Genomic DNA, 15877 nt, shown 5'->3' on the forward strand with positions numbered 1-15877 from the left:
ACCGGCGCAAGTCATCTTCGATGCGCCGCACGGCTGGCGTCTTTGGATGACGACGTCAGTGTCGCGCGCTCGGGTCACGCCACCTGGCTGTGGGCCTCGGCGGCGTATTCCGGATCGACTTCGCAGATCACGCGGTTGCGGCCGTTGCGCTTGGCGGCGTAGAGACAGCCATCGGCGCGTTCGATCAGCGAATCGGTATCGTCGCCCGGTTTCAGCATGGAAACGCCGACCGAGATCGTGACGCGCCCCAGGATCTCGCCGGTGGATTTCTTCTTCAGTTCCTTCGCCATCACGGCGCGGCGGATATGGTCGGCGACCGTCAGCGCCTGGCGCAGCGCGGTGTTGGGCAGCACCACCGCGAATTCCTCGCCGCCGTAGCGGGCGGTGATGTCCTGGCCCTTGATGGTCTGTTTCAGCGACATGCCGACCAGCCGCAGCACCTGGTCGCCGGTGAGGTGGCCATAGGAATCGTTGAACGACTTGAAGTGGTCGATGTCGAACATCAGAAGCGATAACGGCTCGCCGCTTGCCAGCGCATTCTGCACCGCCGACTCGATCGAGCGGTCGAAATATTTGCGGTTGCCGAGGCCGGTCAGGGGATCGGTCAGGCTTTCCGCCCGGATCGCCTCGAGGCTCTGCTGCAGGTTGCTGATCTCGTTTTTGGAAAGCGACAGCCGGTCTTCCAGCGCCTTGTTGGTGTCGCGCATCTCGCGGGTGGACAGCACCAGCGATTCGACGATCGCCTTGATCTGGTCGCGGTCGCGCGCGACCGAGAGCTCCTGCGCCGCGCCGGACAGGCTGTTGTCGTAGCTCACCGACATCCCGAGGGCGTCGGAGATCAGCGTCATGACGTCGTCGATTTCGCCGATCACGCGGGCGCCGACCTTGTCGATGCGGTCGGTGGTCTTGATCTGCGAAAGATAGGTTTCGTAGATCTGTTCGAGGTCGGCTTCGGTCAGCTTGCCGTGGCGCGCCAGCGTCTCGTTGATGATCTGGTTGAGCGGGGAGTTGTATCCTGTCGCGTAGACGTACCAGATCTCATAATTGCGGGGTACGGCGGTTTGTCGAAGTGACTTGATCTGGCCCAGCGCAACTTCGGCAAAGGCCAGCGTGCGTTCGTGTTCGTCGAGCACCTTGATCACGGATCACGTCCCCAATATAGCGGGCGGCAATGCCCACTTTCCGGCGGCAATAACTAAAATTATCGCCGTCAAGTTAAGGGAGGATAATGAAGGACCGGTAAACGTCCGGTACCCGACTTAGTCGCTCCTTAAACCCTGACGCGGACCGGCCGCAGCAGGAACGCCGGAAGATGCGAGTGATCGGCAGGCTCGGAGGCCGGCTCTTGCGGGGCTTTCGGTGCGGCGGCCCGGCCGATCGACGGCGTGCGCGAGGGCGGCGGCGCCGATGGCGGGGTGAACTCGGCTGCGGGCGCGGCCGGCTGTGGGTTGGCATTGCGACCGCCGGCGGCACGCCGGGGCTCGCGTTCGCGGCGCGGCTTGCGGGCTTCCTGGGCGCCGTCACGCGGGCTTTCGCGCGAGGCTCCCCTTGAACCTTCCCTCGAGCCGTGCCGTCCGCGTGACTGGCGCGGCCGCTCGGTTTCGGTGCTGGCAGGTGTGGCCGATTCGTCGATCGGACCGGCCTCCAGGCCTTCGACCTGGGGGATGCTTTGTCCGATCAGTTTTTCAATCGCGACCATGGATTTCTGATCGAGCGAGGTGACCAGCGAGATCGCGGTGCCGGCCCGGCCGGCGCGGCCGGTGCGGCCGATGCGATGGACGTAATCGTCGGCATGATGCGGCACGTCGAAATTGAACACGTGGCTGGTCGAGGGAATGTCGAGGCCGCGGGCCGCGACGTCGGAGGCGACCAGCAGCGGAATTTCACCCTTGCGGAACTGATCGAGCGCCGCCGTGCGCGCCGACTGGTCCATGTCGCCGTGAAGGGCGCCGACGCTGAAGCCGTGTTTCTGAAGTGACTTGTAAAGCAGCGCCACTTCGCGCTTGCGATTGCAGAAGATAATCGCGTTCTGCAGGTCCTTGGCATCGCGCAGCAGGCGGCGCAGCATATCGCGCTTGTCATGCGGCTCGCGGCCGACCGAGACCTGGAACTGGGCCACGCCGACGGCGGTGGTCGCGGGCCGGGAAACTTCGATCTTCTCGGGATTGTGCAGGAAGGTTTCGGTGATGCGGCGGATTTCTGGCGGCATCGTCGCGGTGAAGAACAGCGTCTGCCGGGTGAACGGGATCATCTTGCAGATCCGTTCGATGTCGGGGATGAAGCCCATGTCCAGCATGCGGTCGGCTTCGTCGATGACCAGCAGTTCGACGCCGGTCAGCAGCAGGCCGCCGCGCTCGGTGTGGTCGAGCAGCCGGCCCGGGGTCGCGATCAGCACGTCGACGCCGCGGGTCAGCTTGGTGTCCTGGTCGCCGAAGGAGACGCCGCCGATCAAGAGGGCGACGTTGAGCTTCTGGCCGACACCGTATTTATCGAACTGTTCCTTGACCTGGGCGGCGAGTTCGCGGGTCGGTTCCAGGATCAGGGTGCGGGGCATTCGGGCCCGGGCGCGGCCCTTTTCCAGAATCGTGAGCATCGGAAGGACGAAGGCGGCGGTCTTGCCGGTCCCGGTCTGGGCGATGCCGAGAACGTCCCGGCGGGCCAGAACATGGGGAATCGCCTGTTCCTGAATGGGGGTAGGGGTGGTGTAACCGGTGGCCGCGACGGCGGCGAGCACCTTGTCGGACAAGCCGAGATGGGTAAAAGACATTGAGCCTCTGGTCGAAACCGCCGCTTGGAATCTCGGAAAAAGACTGTCGCGCCCAACCCCGGAACGGCACGCAAATTTGCTCGGGATTATCGGATACGCAGACAGGCGGCTTACTCGAGGCATCGCGTTTCGATACCGGGCCGCGTCAGGCCGGAACATAGGGCCGAATTGCCCAAAGTCAATGGAGCCGCCGCGGGAAGGGCTGAAAAAGCTTAATGTTTTTGCATAATTGGCGGCGATTTCAGGCTCCGTGCGGTGCGCGGCAGGGTTTGCCGCCCGGGTTAATGGTTCATGAATCGACTACGTAGAATTACGCAGATTTATCACCCCGATCGTCAAGATGCGTTAAGCCGCTCGTCATTTGCGCGCAAGCGCGAACCCGGAATCTCGAGATTCCGGGTTCGATACCATCGGGCCGGCGCCTTTCGCGGCCCCGTCGGCATCGCCCCGGAATGACAGCCGGTTTCCGCGCGTGGACGATTCCGGTCCTGACCAAGGCGTTGAACCGTTGGCGCCGGTATGCCGACTACGGCACAGGATGGCTGGCACGGGCCGTGGATGAATCGTGCGGGCAGGGACCTCGATGATGCGCTGGCTTTCCGGATTTTCGGCAATCACCGCCATTGCCGCCACGCTGGTGGCGTTTGCCGCCCCCGCGCAGGCGGAAAAGCGGGTCGCGCTGGTGGTCGGCAATGACGACTACCGTAACGTCCCGAAACTGCAGAAGGCGGTCAACGACGCCCGCACCATGGGCGATACGCTGAAGCAGCTCGGCTTTGCCGTGATGGTGGCGGAGAACCAGACGAGGGCCGCCTTCAGCCAGACGCTGCTGGCGTTCGACAAGGCGGTCGGGCCCGGCGACACCGCGTTCTTTTTCTATGCCGGCCACGGCTTCGAGATCGCTGGCCAAAATTTTCTGCTTCCGACCGACGTGCCCCCCGCGACCGAGGGGCAGGAAGAACTGGTGCGCGACGCCTCTGTTCTCGCCGACCGCATCATCGAGCGGCTGCAGAACAGGAAGGTGCGCACTGCGATCCTGGTGTTCGATGCCTGCCGCAACAATCCGTTCGAACGCCAGGGCACGCGAGCGGTCGCCGGCGGCGGTGGTCTCGCGCCGATGACTCAATTGCCGGAAGGCGTGTTCTCGATCTTTTCGGCCGGCCCCCGCCAGACCGCGCTCGATCGCCTCTCCAACAATGACGACAATCCCAATTCGGTGTTCACGCGGACTTTCGCAAAGCAGATCGCGGAGCCGGGCGCCAACCTGGTCCAGGTGGCGCAGCGGACCCGGCGTCTGGTCAGTGAGTTGGCGGAGACCGTGCGCCACAAGCAGATTCCGGTCTATTTCGACCAGATGGTCGACGACGTATTCCTGAACGGTCTCGCCAGCCGGCCTGCCGACGCGGTAGCCAAGCCAGCCGAACCGCAACAGCAGGTCGCGGCTTTGCCGCCGGTGCAACGCCTTTCGCCCTCGAACGAGTCCGTCAACGCGCCGATCGCTGCGTTCTCGCGCCACAATGGTGGCTGGACCGTGGTGTTCTCGATCGCCGATCCGACGCTCGGGATTTCGTGGCGGATCGGCGACACCGGCGAATTCCGCGAGACCGGATTCATCGACACGCTCGATCCGCGCACCCGCAAGCGGATGCCCAATCCCTCGATCGAGCTTCCCGCCGACGCCGGGGCCGCCACCCTGCAGGTCCGCTATGTCGATACGCTCGGCGAGGTTCAGGGGCCGTTTCCGATCAGGTTCGACCCCGAGGCGGCACTGATCCGCGACCAGCGCAAGATCCTCGACATGACCGCGACGAGCTGGTTGTCGTTTCGCGAGTTCAACGGACTCTTGGTCTATTACACCCATTTGATGTCGTATCGCTGTGCGATCCGCGAAGTGCGCGTCGGCATCGACAGCACGGTGCCGGACAAGGTCCTGAAAATGCCGCCCTGCGACCCGAGGGATCCCAGCGCGATTCCGCATGCGGCGCAGCCTTATCTGAAGCTGGCGCCGACGACCAAATCGGTTTCGGTAGAACTGACCTATCGCGACGGCAGCGTGTCGGAGATCAAGAGTTTCAGGCGCTGATTGTGAAGCAATACATCTCCGTGTCCCGCACACTTCGCAATAGCCCGTAGCCCGGGAGAAGTCGGACGGCGCGAAGCGTCGTCGGACTGCGTAATCCGGGACGGTGCGAGACGAGTCCCGGATTTCGCAAGGGCTCCATCCGGGCTACAATTCCAGCTTCTCATCATCGAACGGGGCAGTAGGCCATGGACGCGCGTACTTCTCCGGATCGATCGTCTCCGCGCAGCATGGCCACGCGCTGCTGCATCGTCGGTGGCGGTCCCGCGGGCATGATGCTGGGCTATCTGCTGGGCCGCGCGGGCGTCGATACGATCGTTCTGGAAAAACACGCCGACTTCTTCCGGGATTTTCGCGGCGACACCGTGCATCCCTCGACGCTGCAGGTGATGGACGAACTCGGCCTGATCGACGGATTCCTGAAACTTCCGCACCAGCGGCTGCAAATGATGGACGGCAAGTTCGGCGAGGCGTCGGTCCGCATCGCCGATCTCAGGCGTCTGAAAACAAAGTACCCTTTCATCGCCTTCATGCCGCAATGGGATTTTCTCAACTTCCTGCGCGAGAGCGGCAGGCGGTTCCCGTCGCTCACGGTGAGGATGGATGCCGAAGCGACCGACCTGATCATTTCGGGGGATACGGTCGCCGGCGTGACTGCGACGACAGCGGAGGGGCCCATCGAAATCCGCGCCGATCTCACCATCGGCTGCGACGGCCGCCATTCGATCGTGCGGCAGCGTGCCGGTCTCGAGGTCGAAGACATCGGCGCGCCGATGGACGTGCTGTGGTTTCGCGCCGGCAAGCGCGCCGACGAAAACGAAAACCTGTTTGCCCGGCTCGACCCCGGCAAGATGATGGTGACGTTCGACCGCGGCGATTACTGGCAATGCGCCTATGTGATCGCGAAGGGGCAATATGAAGCGGTGAAGGCGCGCGGCCTCGACGCTTTTCGCGGTGCCATCATCGATATGGCGCCGATCCTGAAATCGGGGATGGCGGACGTGAAAAGCTGGGATGACGTGAAACTCCTGACGGTGACCATCAATCGCCTGAAGCGTTGGTCCCGGCCGGGCCTGCTCTGCATCGGCGACGCCGCGCATGCGATGTCGCCGGTCGGCGGTGTCGGCGTCAATCTGGCGGTTCAGGATGCGGTGGCGACGGCGAACCTTCTGGCTGAAAAACTGGCGAACGGCTGTCCATCCGAGGACGCACTGGACGCCGTGAGGCGGCGCCGCGAATTTCCGGTGCGGATGACGCAGCGGATGCAGGTGGTGGTGCAGAACAGGCTGATCAGCGCCGCGCTGAAGCCCGGCAACGAGCCGCTCGAGCCGCCGTTGCCGGTGCGGCTCATCAACGCGGTGCCGTGGCTGCAAGGCATCACCGCACGGCTGATCGGACTCGGGGTGCGACCCGAGCATGTGCAATTTGCGGTATCTCCGCACCGTTAGAGGCGCTGGGGCACCCATTGCATGGGGTTGTTTTCAAGATTTTTGTTATGGCCTTCCGTCCGACGCGCCTCAGCCCATGATCGAGAACCCACCATCGATCGGAATAGCGGTGCCGGTGACGAAGTCCGAGGCGCCCGACGACAGGAACACGGCGATGCCCGCGAAGTCGGCGATGCCGCCCCACCGCGCCGCCGGCGTGCGCGCCAGTACCTTGTCGTGCAGGCCGTCGATCTCGGCGCGGGCGCGCTTGGTCAGGTCGGTGTCGATCCAGCCCGGCAGGATGGCATTGGCCTGGATGTTGTCGGGGGCCCAGGCCACCGCGCAGGAGCGGGTGAACTGCACGATGCCGCCCTTGCTGGCGGCGTAGGCCGGCGCGAAGCTGGTGCCGAAGATCGACAGCATCGAGCCGATATTGATGATCTTGCCGCCGCCGGCCGCCTTCATCGCGGGCTGGGCTGCCTTCGAGCACAGGAACGCGCTCGTGAGGTTCGTCTTGATGACGCTGTCCCATTCCTCGAGTTCGAGCGCGTGCGGGGGCTTGCGGATGTTGATGCCGGCATTGTTGACGAGAATGTCGATGCGGCCGAGCTCCTTCGCGACACGCTCGACCATCGCCGCGACAGCGGCCTTGTCGGTGACGTCGGCGGTGACGGCGATCGCCTTGACGCCCAATGCGCTGAGCTCGGCAGCCGCGGCCGTCGATTTCGCTTCGTTGCGGCCGACCACCGCGACGTCGGCGCCGGCTTCCGCCAGCCCCCGCGCCATGCCGAGCCCGATGCCGCCATTGCCGCCGGTGACGATAGCCACCTTGCCGGAGAGATCGAACAGTTTGTTTGCCATGTGTTGTCCTTGCGATTGAATCGGTAGGGTGGGCAAAGGCGCTCTTGCGCCGTGCCCACCAGCTTCAATCATCAGCGCAGCGGTGGGCGCGGCGCGAAGGGCGCGCCTTTGCCCACCCTACGGAGTCAGCGCTTACCGCGCCAGATCAGGATCAGCCCGAGCCCGGCCAGCGCCGCGCCGTACCAGGCCCACTGGGTCTGCTGGATCATGAAGCTCGATGCCGGCCAGGCGATCACGCCTGTGCCCTGGCCGATCCACAGCAACCCCATGGCGAGCGCGAGGAAGCCGATGAGTGAAAGCCCTCTGCGCATGGGTTATGCCTTCCGGTGGTCGCGGGATCTCGCGCTGCGGCCAGAGTGCAGTGCCTGCACACGCAGGACAAGGGGCGGGCGACGACTTGATCATTCGCCAAGGCTCGATTCGCCAAGGCACAAAAAAGCCCCGGCATTTTTGCCGGGGCTTTCGAGTTGGTCAGTTCGGGAGAAATCAGTACTTGGCGACGACCGGGCCGCCCCAGTTGAAGCGGTAGACCAGCTCGGTGGTCGCCTTCTGCTCGTAGACGCGGCTCGTCTGGGTCAAGACACCGCCAAGGCCACAACCGGCGGCCGGGGCCGAACAGGTCAGGGTGTGGGTCTTGTTGCCGAAGTCAGAGAAACGAACTTCGTTCTTCCAGAACAGTCCGGGAAGCTGGCTGACAGCGTATTCCGTGCCGCCACCGAGGAACCAACCGTCGCGGGTGTGGCTTCCGAGCGAAATTGAAGTCAAGAGCGGCGCGGCGGGATTATTGGTATTGAGGAAGGTGCTGCCCTCAAAATGAGCCTGAGTGTAACCGCCGTTAAAGTAGGTCAAAAGCCCGGGAAGGGCTACGAAACCGATGCGACCGCCAACGGCCCAGGAATAGTCATTTCGGAACGAGCCGGTGATATTGGAAGCAGCGATTTGACCAGCGGGTACGCCAAGGTGTTGACGCTGTACTGGCCACTGATGTTGGACCAGTCGGCGTCCGCGAACACGCCAAAAACCCAGTTTCCGTAAGGTCCAGCGAACTGATAGTCGTAACCGATGCCGACCTTACCCAGCCAACCCTTGCCACCCGCGTCCTGACCAGTGCTGATCTGTGCAAACGGCGCGAAAAAATCGTATTCGGAGTGCTGGTACTGCGCCATGCCGTAACCGAAACCGCCCGAAATCCAGAAGCCGGTCCAGGACGGAGCATAGGCAACCGGAGCAGCCCTCATCGGCGCTTTGGCGGCCATGTCGGCGGCGAGAGCCGGGGCGGTGAAGGCCGCGATCGCTGTCAGTGCGACAACCAGTCTTTTCATGTTAGTCCCCAGTAAAAAGCGGTCGAAGCCTGACCAGCGCCAATTTCCAATTCGAAGGAATCTCAAACCGTCCTGCAAACTATAGCCGGTTCCGCGCAAAATGCTGTTGCGGGGGGAACACACTCGCCGGAAAACGAAAAAGGGGGAAAAAACCCATAAAGGCGGCGAATTCGCCGCGCCGGGGCGGAATCCGGCGGTTTTCGGCGCTGCCGGGGCGCTAAACGTCCAGCAAATCCTCGCTGGCGAATTCGGCCTTGTCGGAAATGAAGGCGAAGCGGGCCTCGGCTTTGGTGCCCATCAGGCGCTCGACCGAATCGGCGGTGCCCTCGCGGTCTTCGGTCAGCAGCACCACGCGCAGCAGGGTGCGCTTGGCCGGGTCCATGGTGGTTTCCTTCAGCTGCGCCGGCATCATTTCGCCGAGCCCCTTGAAGCGGCCGACATCGACCTTGGCGTTGGCGTTGAATTCGCTCTTCAGGAGCTGGTCCTTGTGGGCGTCGTCGCGGGCGTAGATCGTCTTGGCGCCATGGGTCAGCCGATAGAGCGGCGGCACCGCGAGATAGAGATGGCCCTGGTCGATCAGGGGCTGCATCGTCCGGTAGAAGAAGGTGATCAGGAGCGACGCGATATGCGCGCCGTCGACGTCGGCATCGGTCATGATGATGATGCGGGAATAGCGCAGGTCCTCTTCGCGGTATTGCGGGCCGGTGCCGCAGCCGATCGCCTGCATCAGATCGGCCAGCTGGGCGTTGGCGGTCAGCTTGTCCTTGGTCGCGGAGGCGACGTTGAGGATTTTTCCGCGCAGGGGGAGAATGGCCTGGGTCTTGCGGTCGCGCGCCTGCTTGGCGCTGCCGCCCGCCGAGTCGCCTTCGACGATGAAAAGTTCGGAGCCTTCCTGGGCGCTGTTGGAGCAGTCGGCGAGTTTTCCGGGGAGGCGGGCCTTCTTGGTCGCGGTCTTGCGCGAGATTTCCTTCTCGGCGCGGCGGCGCAGCCGCTCGTCGGCGCGCTCGACGACGAAGTCCAGCAGCTTGTTGGCCTGCAGGGGATTGCCCGACAGCCAGTGGTCGAACGGATCCTTGATGGCCTGTTCGACGATGCGCTGGGCTTCCGCGGTGGCGAGGCGGTCCTTGGTCTGGCCCTGGAATTCGGGCTCGCGCACGAACACCGAGAGCATGACGGCGGCGCCCACCATGACGTCTTCTGAGACGATGGAAGCGGCGCGCTTGCCCTGGCCGACGCGCTCGGCGTGATCCTTGAGGCCGCGCAGCATCGCGCTGCGCATGCCGGATTCGTGGGTGCCGCCGTCCTGCGTCGGCACCGTGTTGCAATAGGACGACAGGAAGCCGTCCGCGTCCGCGGTCCAGGCCACCGCCCATTCGCAGGCGCCGTGGGCGCCGACCCGGCCGGATTTGCCGGAGAAGATGTCCGGATGCACCAGGGTGTCGGCGTGAACGGCCGCGGCCAGATAATCCTTCAGGCCGCCGGCGAAATGAAAGCTGTCCTCGGCCGGCACGTCGTCGATGCCCTTCAGCAAGGACGGGTCGCAGCGCCAGCGGATTTCGACGCCGCCGAACAGATAGGCCTTGGAGCGGGCCATCTTGAACAGCCGCTGCGGCTTGAAGGCGGCCTTGGCACCGAAAATGTCGGTGTCGGGCTTGAAGCGGATCCGGGTGCCGCGGCGGTTGTTGATCTTGCCGAGGTCTTCGAGCTTGCCCTTGGGATGGCCGCGCTCGAACGACATGCGGTAGAGCTTCTGGCTGCGGGCGACCTCGACCTCCAGCCGCGACGACAGGGCATTGACCACGGACACGCCGACGCCGTGCAGCCCGCCCGAGGTCTCATAGACCTTGGAGTCGAATTTGCCGCCGGAATGCAGCGTGCACATGATGACTTCAAGTGCGGATTTCTTCGGGAATTTCGGATGCGGGTCGACCGGAATGCCGCGGCCATTGTCCGACACGGTCAAGAAGCCGTCGGCGCCGAGTTCGACCTCGATGAAGGTGGCGTGGCCCGCCAGCGCCTCATCCATCGAATTGTCGATGACTTCGGCGAACAAATGATGCAGCGCCTTCTCGTCGGTGCCGCCGATATACATGCCGGGCCGGCGCCGCACCGGCTCCAGGCCTTCGAGCACCTCGATGTCGGCCGCGGTATAGCCGGCCTCGGCGCTGGTGGCGCGCGCAGCGACCTTGAGGGGCGCGCGCCCCTTCGGTTCGGCGGCCCCGAACAGGTCGTCGGACTTCGATTTTGCAGCGAATTTCAATGATTTGGCCATAGCTTTTCATGTGTTGCGCGCGCCCGCGGCGCAGCGAATCGGTCACCTGACTATGCCATGGATGAGCTTAAAAAGTGACGGCGCGGCGGCGGTCGAAAGCGTGCCGCCGTGCGCCGCGACGATGGAACCAGGACCTTTTGGCCCGGACCGCCATTCACGCGCGGTCTCCGCCTTTGTGACTTGATGTCGCGCAAGGGGGGGGTCTAGCTGTCCTTGCATTGCAGTCGCAGAAAGGTTCAATGCCGCTCGAACAGGCAGGCTGCCGGGGAAGGCTCTCTAAGCATGGAAGATTTTGCGCGCGCTCTGGTAGACTTCGTGCGCGACCATCAGGCTTGGGCAGCCCCCGTCGTTTTCGTGCTGGCATTCGCCGAGTCGCTCGCCTTCCTGTCGCTGCTGGTCCCTGCCTGGGGAGCGCTGGTCGCCATCGGCGCGCTGATCGGCGTCAGCGGCATCAGTTTCTGGCCGGTCTGGCTGGCCGGCGCGGTGGGCGCCGCCCTTGGCGATTGGGTCTCCTATTGGTTCGGCTTCAAATACAAGGAACACGTCGCCGAGATGTGGCCGCTGTCGCGCTACCCGGAGATACTACCTCGGGGCGAAGCTTTTGTGAAAGACTGGGGGGTGCCAAGCATTTTCATCGGTCGTTTCTTCGGACCGTTGCGGGCCTCGGTGCCGCTCGCCGCGGGCATCTTCGAGATGCCGTATTGGCGGTTTCAGATCGCGAATTTTTCCTCCGCGCTGGTCTGGTCGGCGGTGCTGCTGCTGTTTGGCGACGTGATGGCGCATATCGCCGCATGGCTTTGGCGGACTGTCTGAGTTCTACCACAGTCGGCCGGAATAAGCCGCGGGCATGGGTGTTAGCCCGTTGGGTGCCGAGCGTTGAACCCGCGCCGGTGTCATCGCATTGCATTTAGTACGCTGGTAGGAGTCGGCCCGACACCATGACTGCAAACTGGGCCGAGAAACCGGGAAATCCGGCACGTCATCGAGCAAGCCACAGGGAGACATCACGATGGAACTGACACGACGTCACGCACTTGCCGGAGCCGCGGCGCTCGCCGCCACGCCGCTGCTGCCGACTATATCCGCCAAGGCCGCCGCGCCCGTGGCCGACAAGCAGGCACCCAGTTTCTATCGCTACAAGGTCGGCGACGCCCAGGTGAACGTCATCTCCGATGGCATCAACAATTTTGCGCTCGGCGACACCTTCGTGCTCAACGCGAAAAAGGACGAAGTCAATGCCGCGCTCGAAAAGGCGTTCATGCCGAAAGACAGGATGAGCATCCAGTTCGCGCCGCTGGTCATCAATACCGGCGGCAAACTGGTGGTCGTCGACACCGGCAACGGTCCCGCCGCCTTCGCGTCGAGCAAGGGCAATGTCGGGCAATTCGCCAGCAACATGGCTGCCGCCGGGCTCGATCCCAAAGCCGTCGATATCGTGGTCATCTCGCATTTTCACGGCGACCACATCAACGGCCTGCTGACGGCGGACAATGTGCTGGCCTTCCCGAATGCCGAAGTGCTGGTGCCGGCCGCCGAGTGGAAGTATTTCATGGACGACGGCGAAATGGCCAAGCAGAGCACCGATCGCATGAAGGGCGTGTTCGCGAATGCCCGCCGCGTTTTCGACGCGGGACTGAAGAAGAAGGTGACGCCCTATGAAGCCGGCAAGGATGTCGCGCCGGGGCTGCAGGCGGTCGCCACGCTGGGCCACACGCCGGGACATACGTCGTTCATTCTCGCGTCCGGCTCCGACAAGGTGTTCATCCAGTCCGATGTGACCAACCTCCCGGCGCTGTTCGTGGCCAATCCCGGCTGGCACCTGATGTTCGACCAGGATCCGGCGATGGCGGAAGCCACCCGCCGCAAGGTCTATGACATGCTGGTGGCCGACAAGATGCGGGTCCAGGGCTTCCATTATCCGTTCCCGGCCAATGGCTATGTCGCGAAGGATGGCAACGGCTACCGGCTGGTGCCGGCGCCGTGGAGCCCGGTGATCTGACGCCTGCGGTCATTATGGGGCGCGCCAGCGCGCCCCCGGAATTTCGAACGACGACCTCCGGATTCCGGGTCTGCGGCCTTGCCGCATCCCGGAATGACCGCTGGATATCTTGACGACAGCGCACGCGGGCCTTATAGCCCGCGGCCATGATCAACGCCGTGACCAAGTCGATCGCTCGCCGCCGCCGCACCTCTGCGGTATGGGCGGACGTCTGCGTTTGAGATTGTCGCTCCTGCCGCCGGATCCGGTCCGCGGCATTTCCTTTCCTGCAGCGTGATCTGACCCCGGCGGCCCCACCATCCAGCCGGAGGTCGAGATGTATACGCCACCGATGTTCAAGCCCGATCGCGCCGCCAGCCTCGCGTTTGCGCAAGCGCGTGGATTCGGCACGGTCTGCGCCTGGGACGGCAACAAGCCGGTCGCGTCCGCGTTGCCGTTTTGCCTCGATTATGCCGACGATGGCACGCCCTGCGCGGTGTTTCACGTCGCGCGTCACAATGCGCTGGCAGGACTTGCCGACGGGACCTCGTCCTGGCTGATGGCCGTCAACGGCGCCGACGCCTATGTGTCGCCCGACTGGTATGCCTCGCCGGACCAGGTCCCGACCTGGCTGTATCAGGCAGTGCATCTCACCGGCACGGTACGACGGCAGTCCGACGACGAACTCGGCATTCATCTCGACGCGTTGAGCGGTAAGTTCGAAGCCTGGCTGGCGCCGAAGCCGCCTTGGCTGTCGTCGAAAATGGCGGCAGGGCGACTGGATGCGATGAAAAAAGCCATCGTGGGCCTGGTCATGACGGTCGAGTCGGTCGAGGGCAGCTTCAAGCTCAACCAGCACAAATCCGATGTCGACTTCGTCGCCATTGCGACCGCGCTCGCCGGGCAGGAAGAGGCGGCGGCAACGGTTCTGGCCCGCGAAATGCGCGGGGTACGTCCGCAATTGTTCGAGAGCCAGGCGACACAATTGGGTGCTAAGACGACGCCAGAAGGAGCGATGCGATGAGCACGAAGAAGATCGGTATTCTCGGTGCGTCCGGCTACACCGGCGCCGACGCGGTGCGTCTGCTGGCGCGGCATCCAAATGTAGAAATCACCGCGCTGACCGCCAATACCCATGCCGGCAAGGCGATGGAGGAGGTGTTCCCCCATTTCTTCATGCTGGACCTACCGAAACTGGTGGAGTGGGAAAAGGTCGACTGGAGCGGCCTCGACGCAGTCCTGTGCGGGCTGCCGCACGGCACCACGCAGGAAATCATCGCGGCGGTGCTGGCGGCCAATCCCGCCATCAAGGTTCTCGACATGTCGGCGGATTTCCGCCTGCGCGACATGAATACCTATGCGCAATGGTACGGCCACGAGCACCGCGCGCCGAAGCTGCAGGGCGAGGCGGTCTATGGCCTCACCGAATTCTACCGCGACAAGATCGCCGCGGCGCGGCTGGTCGCCTGTCCCGGCTGCTATCCCACCGCGGCGCTGCTGGCGCTGGTCCCGCTCGCGAAAGCCAGACTGATCGACGTCGACGACATCGTCATCGATGCCAAGTCCGGCGTCACCGGCGCCGGCCGCGGGCTGAAGCAGAATACGCTGTTCAGCGAAACCGGCGAGGGGCTTTCGCCCTATTCGATCGGGACGCACCGGCACGCCCCCGAGATCGAGCAGGAGATAGGTGCCGCGGCGGGCGCGGCCGTGACGGTCAACTTCACGCCGCACCTCATTCCGATGAGCCGGGGCGAACTCTGCACCTCCTACGTCAAGCTCGACGGCGCCAGCGCGGACGATCTGCGCGCCGCGCTGGCCGCGGCCTATAAGGACGAGCCGTTCGTGCATGTGGCGAAAAAGGGCGTACTGCCGCAGACCCAGAACGTGCGCGGTTCGAACTATGTGCAGATCGGCGTGTTCGCCGACCGCATCAAGAACCGCGCGATCGTCATTTCGGTGCTCGACAATCTGGTCAAGGGTTCGGCAGGGCAGGCGATCCAGAACATGAACCTGATGTTCGGGCTCCCGGAAGCCGCCGGCCTGGAGCAGATCCCACTGTTTCCGTAGCGAGGAGCCGCCGTGGATGAAGCCACGCTTCAGTTCTACCGCAGCAACGCGCAGGCCTATGCCGCGCGCGAGATCGCCAGGCATGCCCGGCTGACCCGCTTTCTCGCGGTGCTGCCATCAGGGGCGAGCGTTCTGGAACTCGGATGCGGCGCCGGCGCCGATTCCGAGCAGATGCTGGCGGCGGGATTCGATGTCCGGCCCACCGACGGGTCGCCGGAACTGGCTGCAGAGGCTTCGCGCCGCCTCGGCCGCCCGGTGGAGACGCTGCTGTTCCATGACCTCGACGAGGTCGAGGCCTATGACGGCGTCTGGGCCAATGCCTGCCTGCTGCACGTCCCGAGACCGGAACTGGCGCAGGTGCTCACGCTGATCCGGCGCGCGCTGAAGCCCGGCGGGCACTTCTACGCGAGCTTCAAGGCCGGCGAGCAAGACGGGCGGGATTCGCTCAATCGCTACTACAATTATCCGTCGCCGGAATGGCTGCGCGATACCTATGCCAGCGCGGGCAGCTGGAGTTCATTGGCGATCGAGAAGGGCGAAGTCAGGGGTTTCGACGGCGAATGGGCCGAGATGCTGTTCGTGGTGGCCCGGAAAAATCTCTGAGTCCGTCCGCGGACGCGGCGCAGCGTACGCTGCACCGCATCCGGGAAAAGACTTACACGATCTGGAAAATCGCCAGCACCAGCACGACCTGCGCGAAAAAGCCGACGGTGAAGGCCAGCGTCCGGAACACCGGCAGGCCGATCGTGTAGACGATCAAATGGGCGACGCGGGACCAGAAATACACCGCGCAGGCCAGAACGGTCCATTTCGTCGAATAATCGATCTGAGCCAGGATCAGCACCAGGGGCGCGAAGATGATGAGGTTCTCGACCGCGTTGTCATGGGCGAACATCATGCGGTTGGCCCATTCGGCGTGCGGCTTGTCGGTGCGCGACGGATTGGCCATCGCGCCGCTGAGGCCGCGGATCTGACAGCGGTTGAGCACGTAGGGAATCCACATCACGCCGGTCAAGATCACCGTCAGCGTCAGCCAGAACAGTTCGCGCGTCATGGGGTCCCCCTCACTCGATTGGTTCGAATCCGGCCCGCGGGGCCGCGAT

The 15877-nt window shown here is 64.0% G+C and carries 15 protein-coding genes; 7 read left to right on the forward strand and 8 right to left on the reverse strand.

From position 1 onward, the window contains the following. Nucleotides 1–74: 74 nt before the first annotated feature. A complete protein-coding gene (locus Q8R73_RS14555) occupies nt 75–1142 on the reverse strand; it encodes a GGDEF domain-containing protein (RefSeq protein WP_305720246.1) in 1068 nt (355 codons plus the stop codon). Nucleotides 1143–1270: 128 nt separating this feature from the next. Beyond that, nucleotides 1271–2767 carry a DEAD/DEAH box helicase gene (locus tag Q8R73_RS14560; RefSeq protein WP_305720247.1) on the reverse strand — a complete coding sequence of 499 codons (1497 nt, stop codon included), beginning with the start codon at nt 2765–2767 and terminating at the stop codon, nt 1271–1273. A gap of 586 nt (nt 2768–3353) precedes the next feature. Between Q8R73_RS14560 and Q8R73_RS14565 the strand changes: the two genes are divergently transcribed. After that, nucleotides 3354–4850 carry a caspase family protein gene (locus Q8R73_RS14565; RefSeq protein WP_305720321.1) on the forward strand — a complete coding sequence of 499 codons (1497 nt, stop codon included), beginning with the start codon at nt 3354–3356 and terminating at the stop codon, nt 4848–4850. Nucleotides 4851–5035: 185 nt separating this feature from the next. Then, nucleotides 5036–6295: an FAD-dependent oxidoreductase gene (locus Q8R73_RS14570; protein WP_305720248.1), complete on the forward strand. Its 1260-nt coding sequence runs from the start codon at nt 5036–5038 to the stop codon at nt 6293–6295. Nucleotides 6296–6364: 69 nt separating this feature from the next. Here Q8R73_RS14570 and Q8R73_RS14575 read toward each other — a convergent pair whose 3' ends face one another. The 5 genes from Q8R73_RS14575 to parE all read right to left on the reverse strand — a co-directional run bounded on the left by Q8R73_RS14575 (nt 6365) and on the right by parE (nt 10729). After that, nucleotides 6365–7135 (reverse strand): SDR family NAD(P)-dependent oxidoreductase, encoded by a 771-nt coding sequence (locus Q8R73_RS14575; RefSeq protein WP_305720249.1) that lies wholly within the window; start codon nt 7133–7135, stop codon nt 6365–6367. A 125-nt stretch (nt 7136–7260) separates the two neighbouring features. Continuing rightward, complete coding sequence (locus Q8R73_RS14580) at nt 7261–7446, reverse strand: hypothetical protein (protein WP_305720250.1); 186 nt, start codon at nt 7444–7446, stop codon at nt 7261–7263. Nucleotides 7447–7621: 175 nt separating this feature from the next. Next, nucleotides 7622–7984 (reverse strand): outer membrane protein, encoded by a 363-nt coding sequence (locus Q8R73_RS14585; RefSeq protein WP_305720251.1) that lies wholly within the window; start codon nt 7982–7984, stop codon nt 7622–7624. Between the two features lie 14 nt (nt 7985–7998). Continuing rightward, on the reverse strand, nt 7999–8457 hold the full coding sequence (locus tag Q8R73_RS14590) for a hypothetical protein (RefSeq protein ID WP_305720252.1): 459 nt from the start codon (nt 8455–8457) through the stop codon (nt 7999–8001). Between the two features lie 217 nt (nt 8458–8674). Then, on the reverse strand, nt 8675–10729 hold the full coding sequence (parE, locus tag Q8R73_RS14595) for a DNA topoisomerase IV subunit B (RefSeq protein WP_305720253.1): 2055 nt from the start codon (nt 10727–10729) through the stop codon (nt 8675–8677). A 282-nt stretch (nt 10730–11011) separates the two neighbouring features. Between parE and Q8R73_RS14600 the strand changes: the two genes are divergently transcribed. The 5 genes from Q8R73_RS14600 (at nt 11012) to Q8R73_RS14620 (ending at nt 15377) form a co-directional block, all read left to right on the forward strand. Next, nucleotides 11012–11542, forward strand: coding sequence for a DedA family protein (locus Q8R73_RS14600; RefSeq protein WP_305720254.1), 531 nt, complete (start codon nt 11012–11014; stop codon nt 11540–11542). Nucleotides 11543–11738: 196 nt separating this feature from the next. Next, nucleotides 11739–12728 carry an MBL fold metallo-hydrolase gene (locus Q8R73_RS14605; RefSeq protein ID WP_305720255.1) on the forward strand — a complete coding sequence of 330 codons (990 nt, stop codon included), beginning with the start codon at nt 11739–11741 and terminating at the stop codon, nt 12726–12728. 316 nt (nt 12729–13044) lie between these two features. Continuing rightward, the gene (locus Q8R73_RS14610) at nt 13045–13731 is read left to right on the forward strand and encodes an FMN-binding negative transcriptional regulator (protein WP_305720256.1); all 687 of its coding nucleotides are present in this window, start codon (nt 13045–13047) and stop codon (nt 13729–13731) included. Next, nucleotides 13728–14774: an N-acetyl-gamma-glutamyl-phosphate reductase gene (gene argC / locus Q8R73_RS14615; protein ID WP_305720257.1), complete on the forward strand. Its 1047-nt coding sequence runs from the start codon at nt 13728–13730 to the stop codon at nt 14772–14774. The genes Q8R73_RS14610 and argC overlap by 4 nt, the downstream gene beginning before the upstream one ends. A gap of 12 nt (nt 14775–14786) precedes the next feature. After that, the gene (locus tag Q8R73_RS14620) at nt 14787–15377 is read left to right on the forward strand and encodes a bifunctional 2-polyprenyl-6-hydroxyphenol methylase/3-demethylubiquinol 3-O-methyltransferase UbiG (RefSeq protein ID WP_305720258.1); all 591 of its coding nucleotides are present in this window, start codon (nt 14787–14789) and stop codon (nt 15375–15377) included. 52 nt (nt 15378–15429) lie between these two features. Here the strand turns inward: Q8R73_RS14620 and Q8R73_RS14625 are convergent, their stop codons facing one another. After that, nucleotides 15430–15828: an MAPEG family protein gene (locus Q8R73_RS14625; protein ID WP_305720259.1), complete on the reverse strand. Its 399-nt coding sequence runs from the start codon at nt 15826–15828 to the stop codon at nt 15430–15432. Between the last annotated feature and the right edge of the window lie 49 nt (nt 15829–15877).

The sequence above is a fragment of the Bradyrhizobium sp. genome, assembly GCF_030697065.1.
Classification (GTDB): Bacteria; Pseudomonadota; Alphaproteobacteria; order Rhizobiales; family Xanthobacteraceae; genus Bradyrhizobium.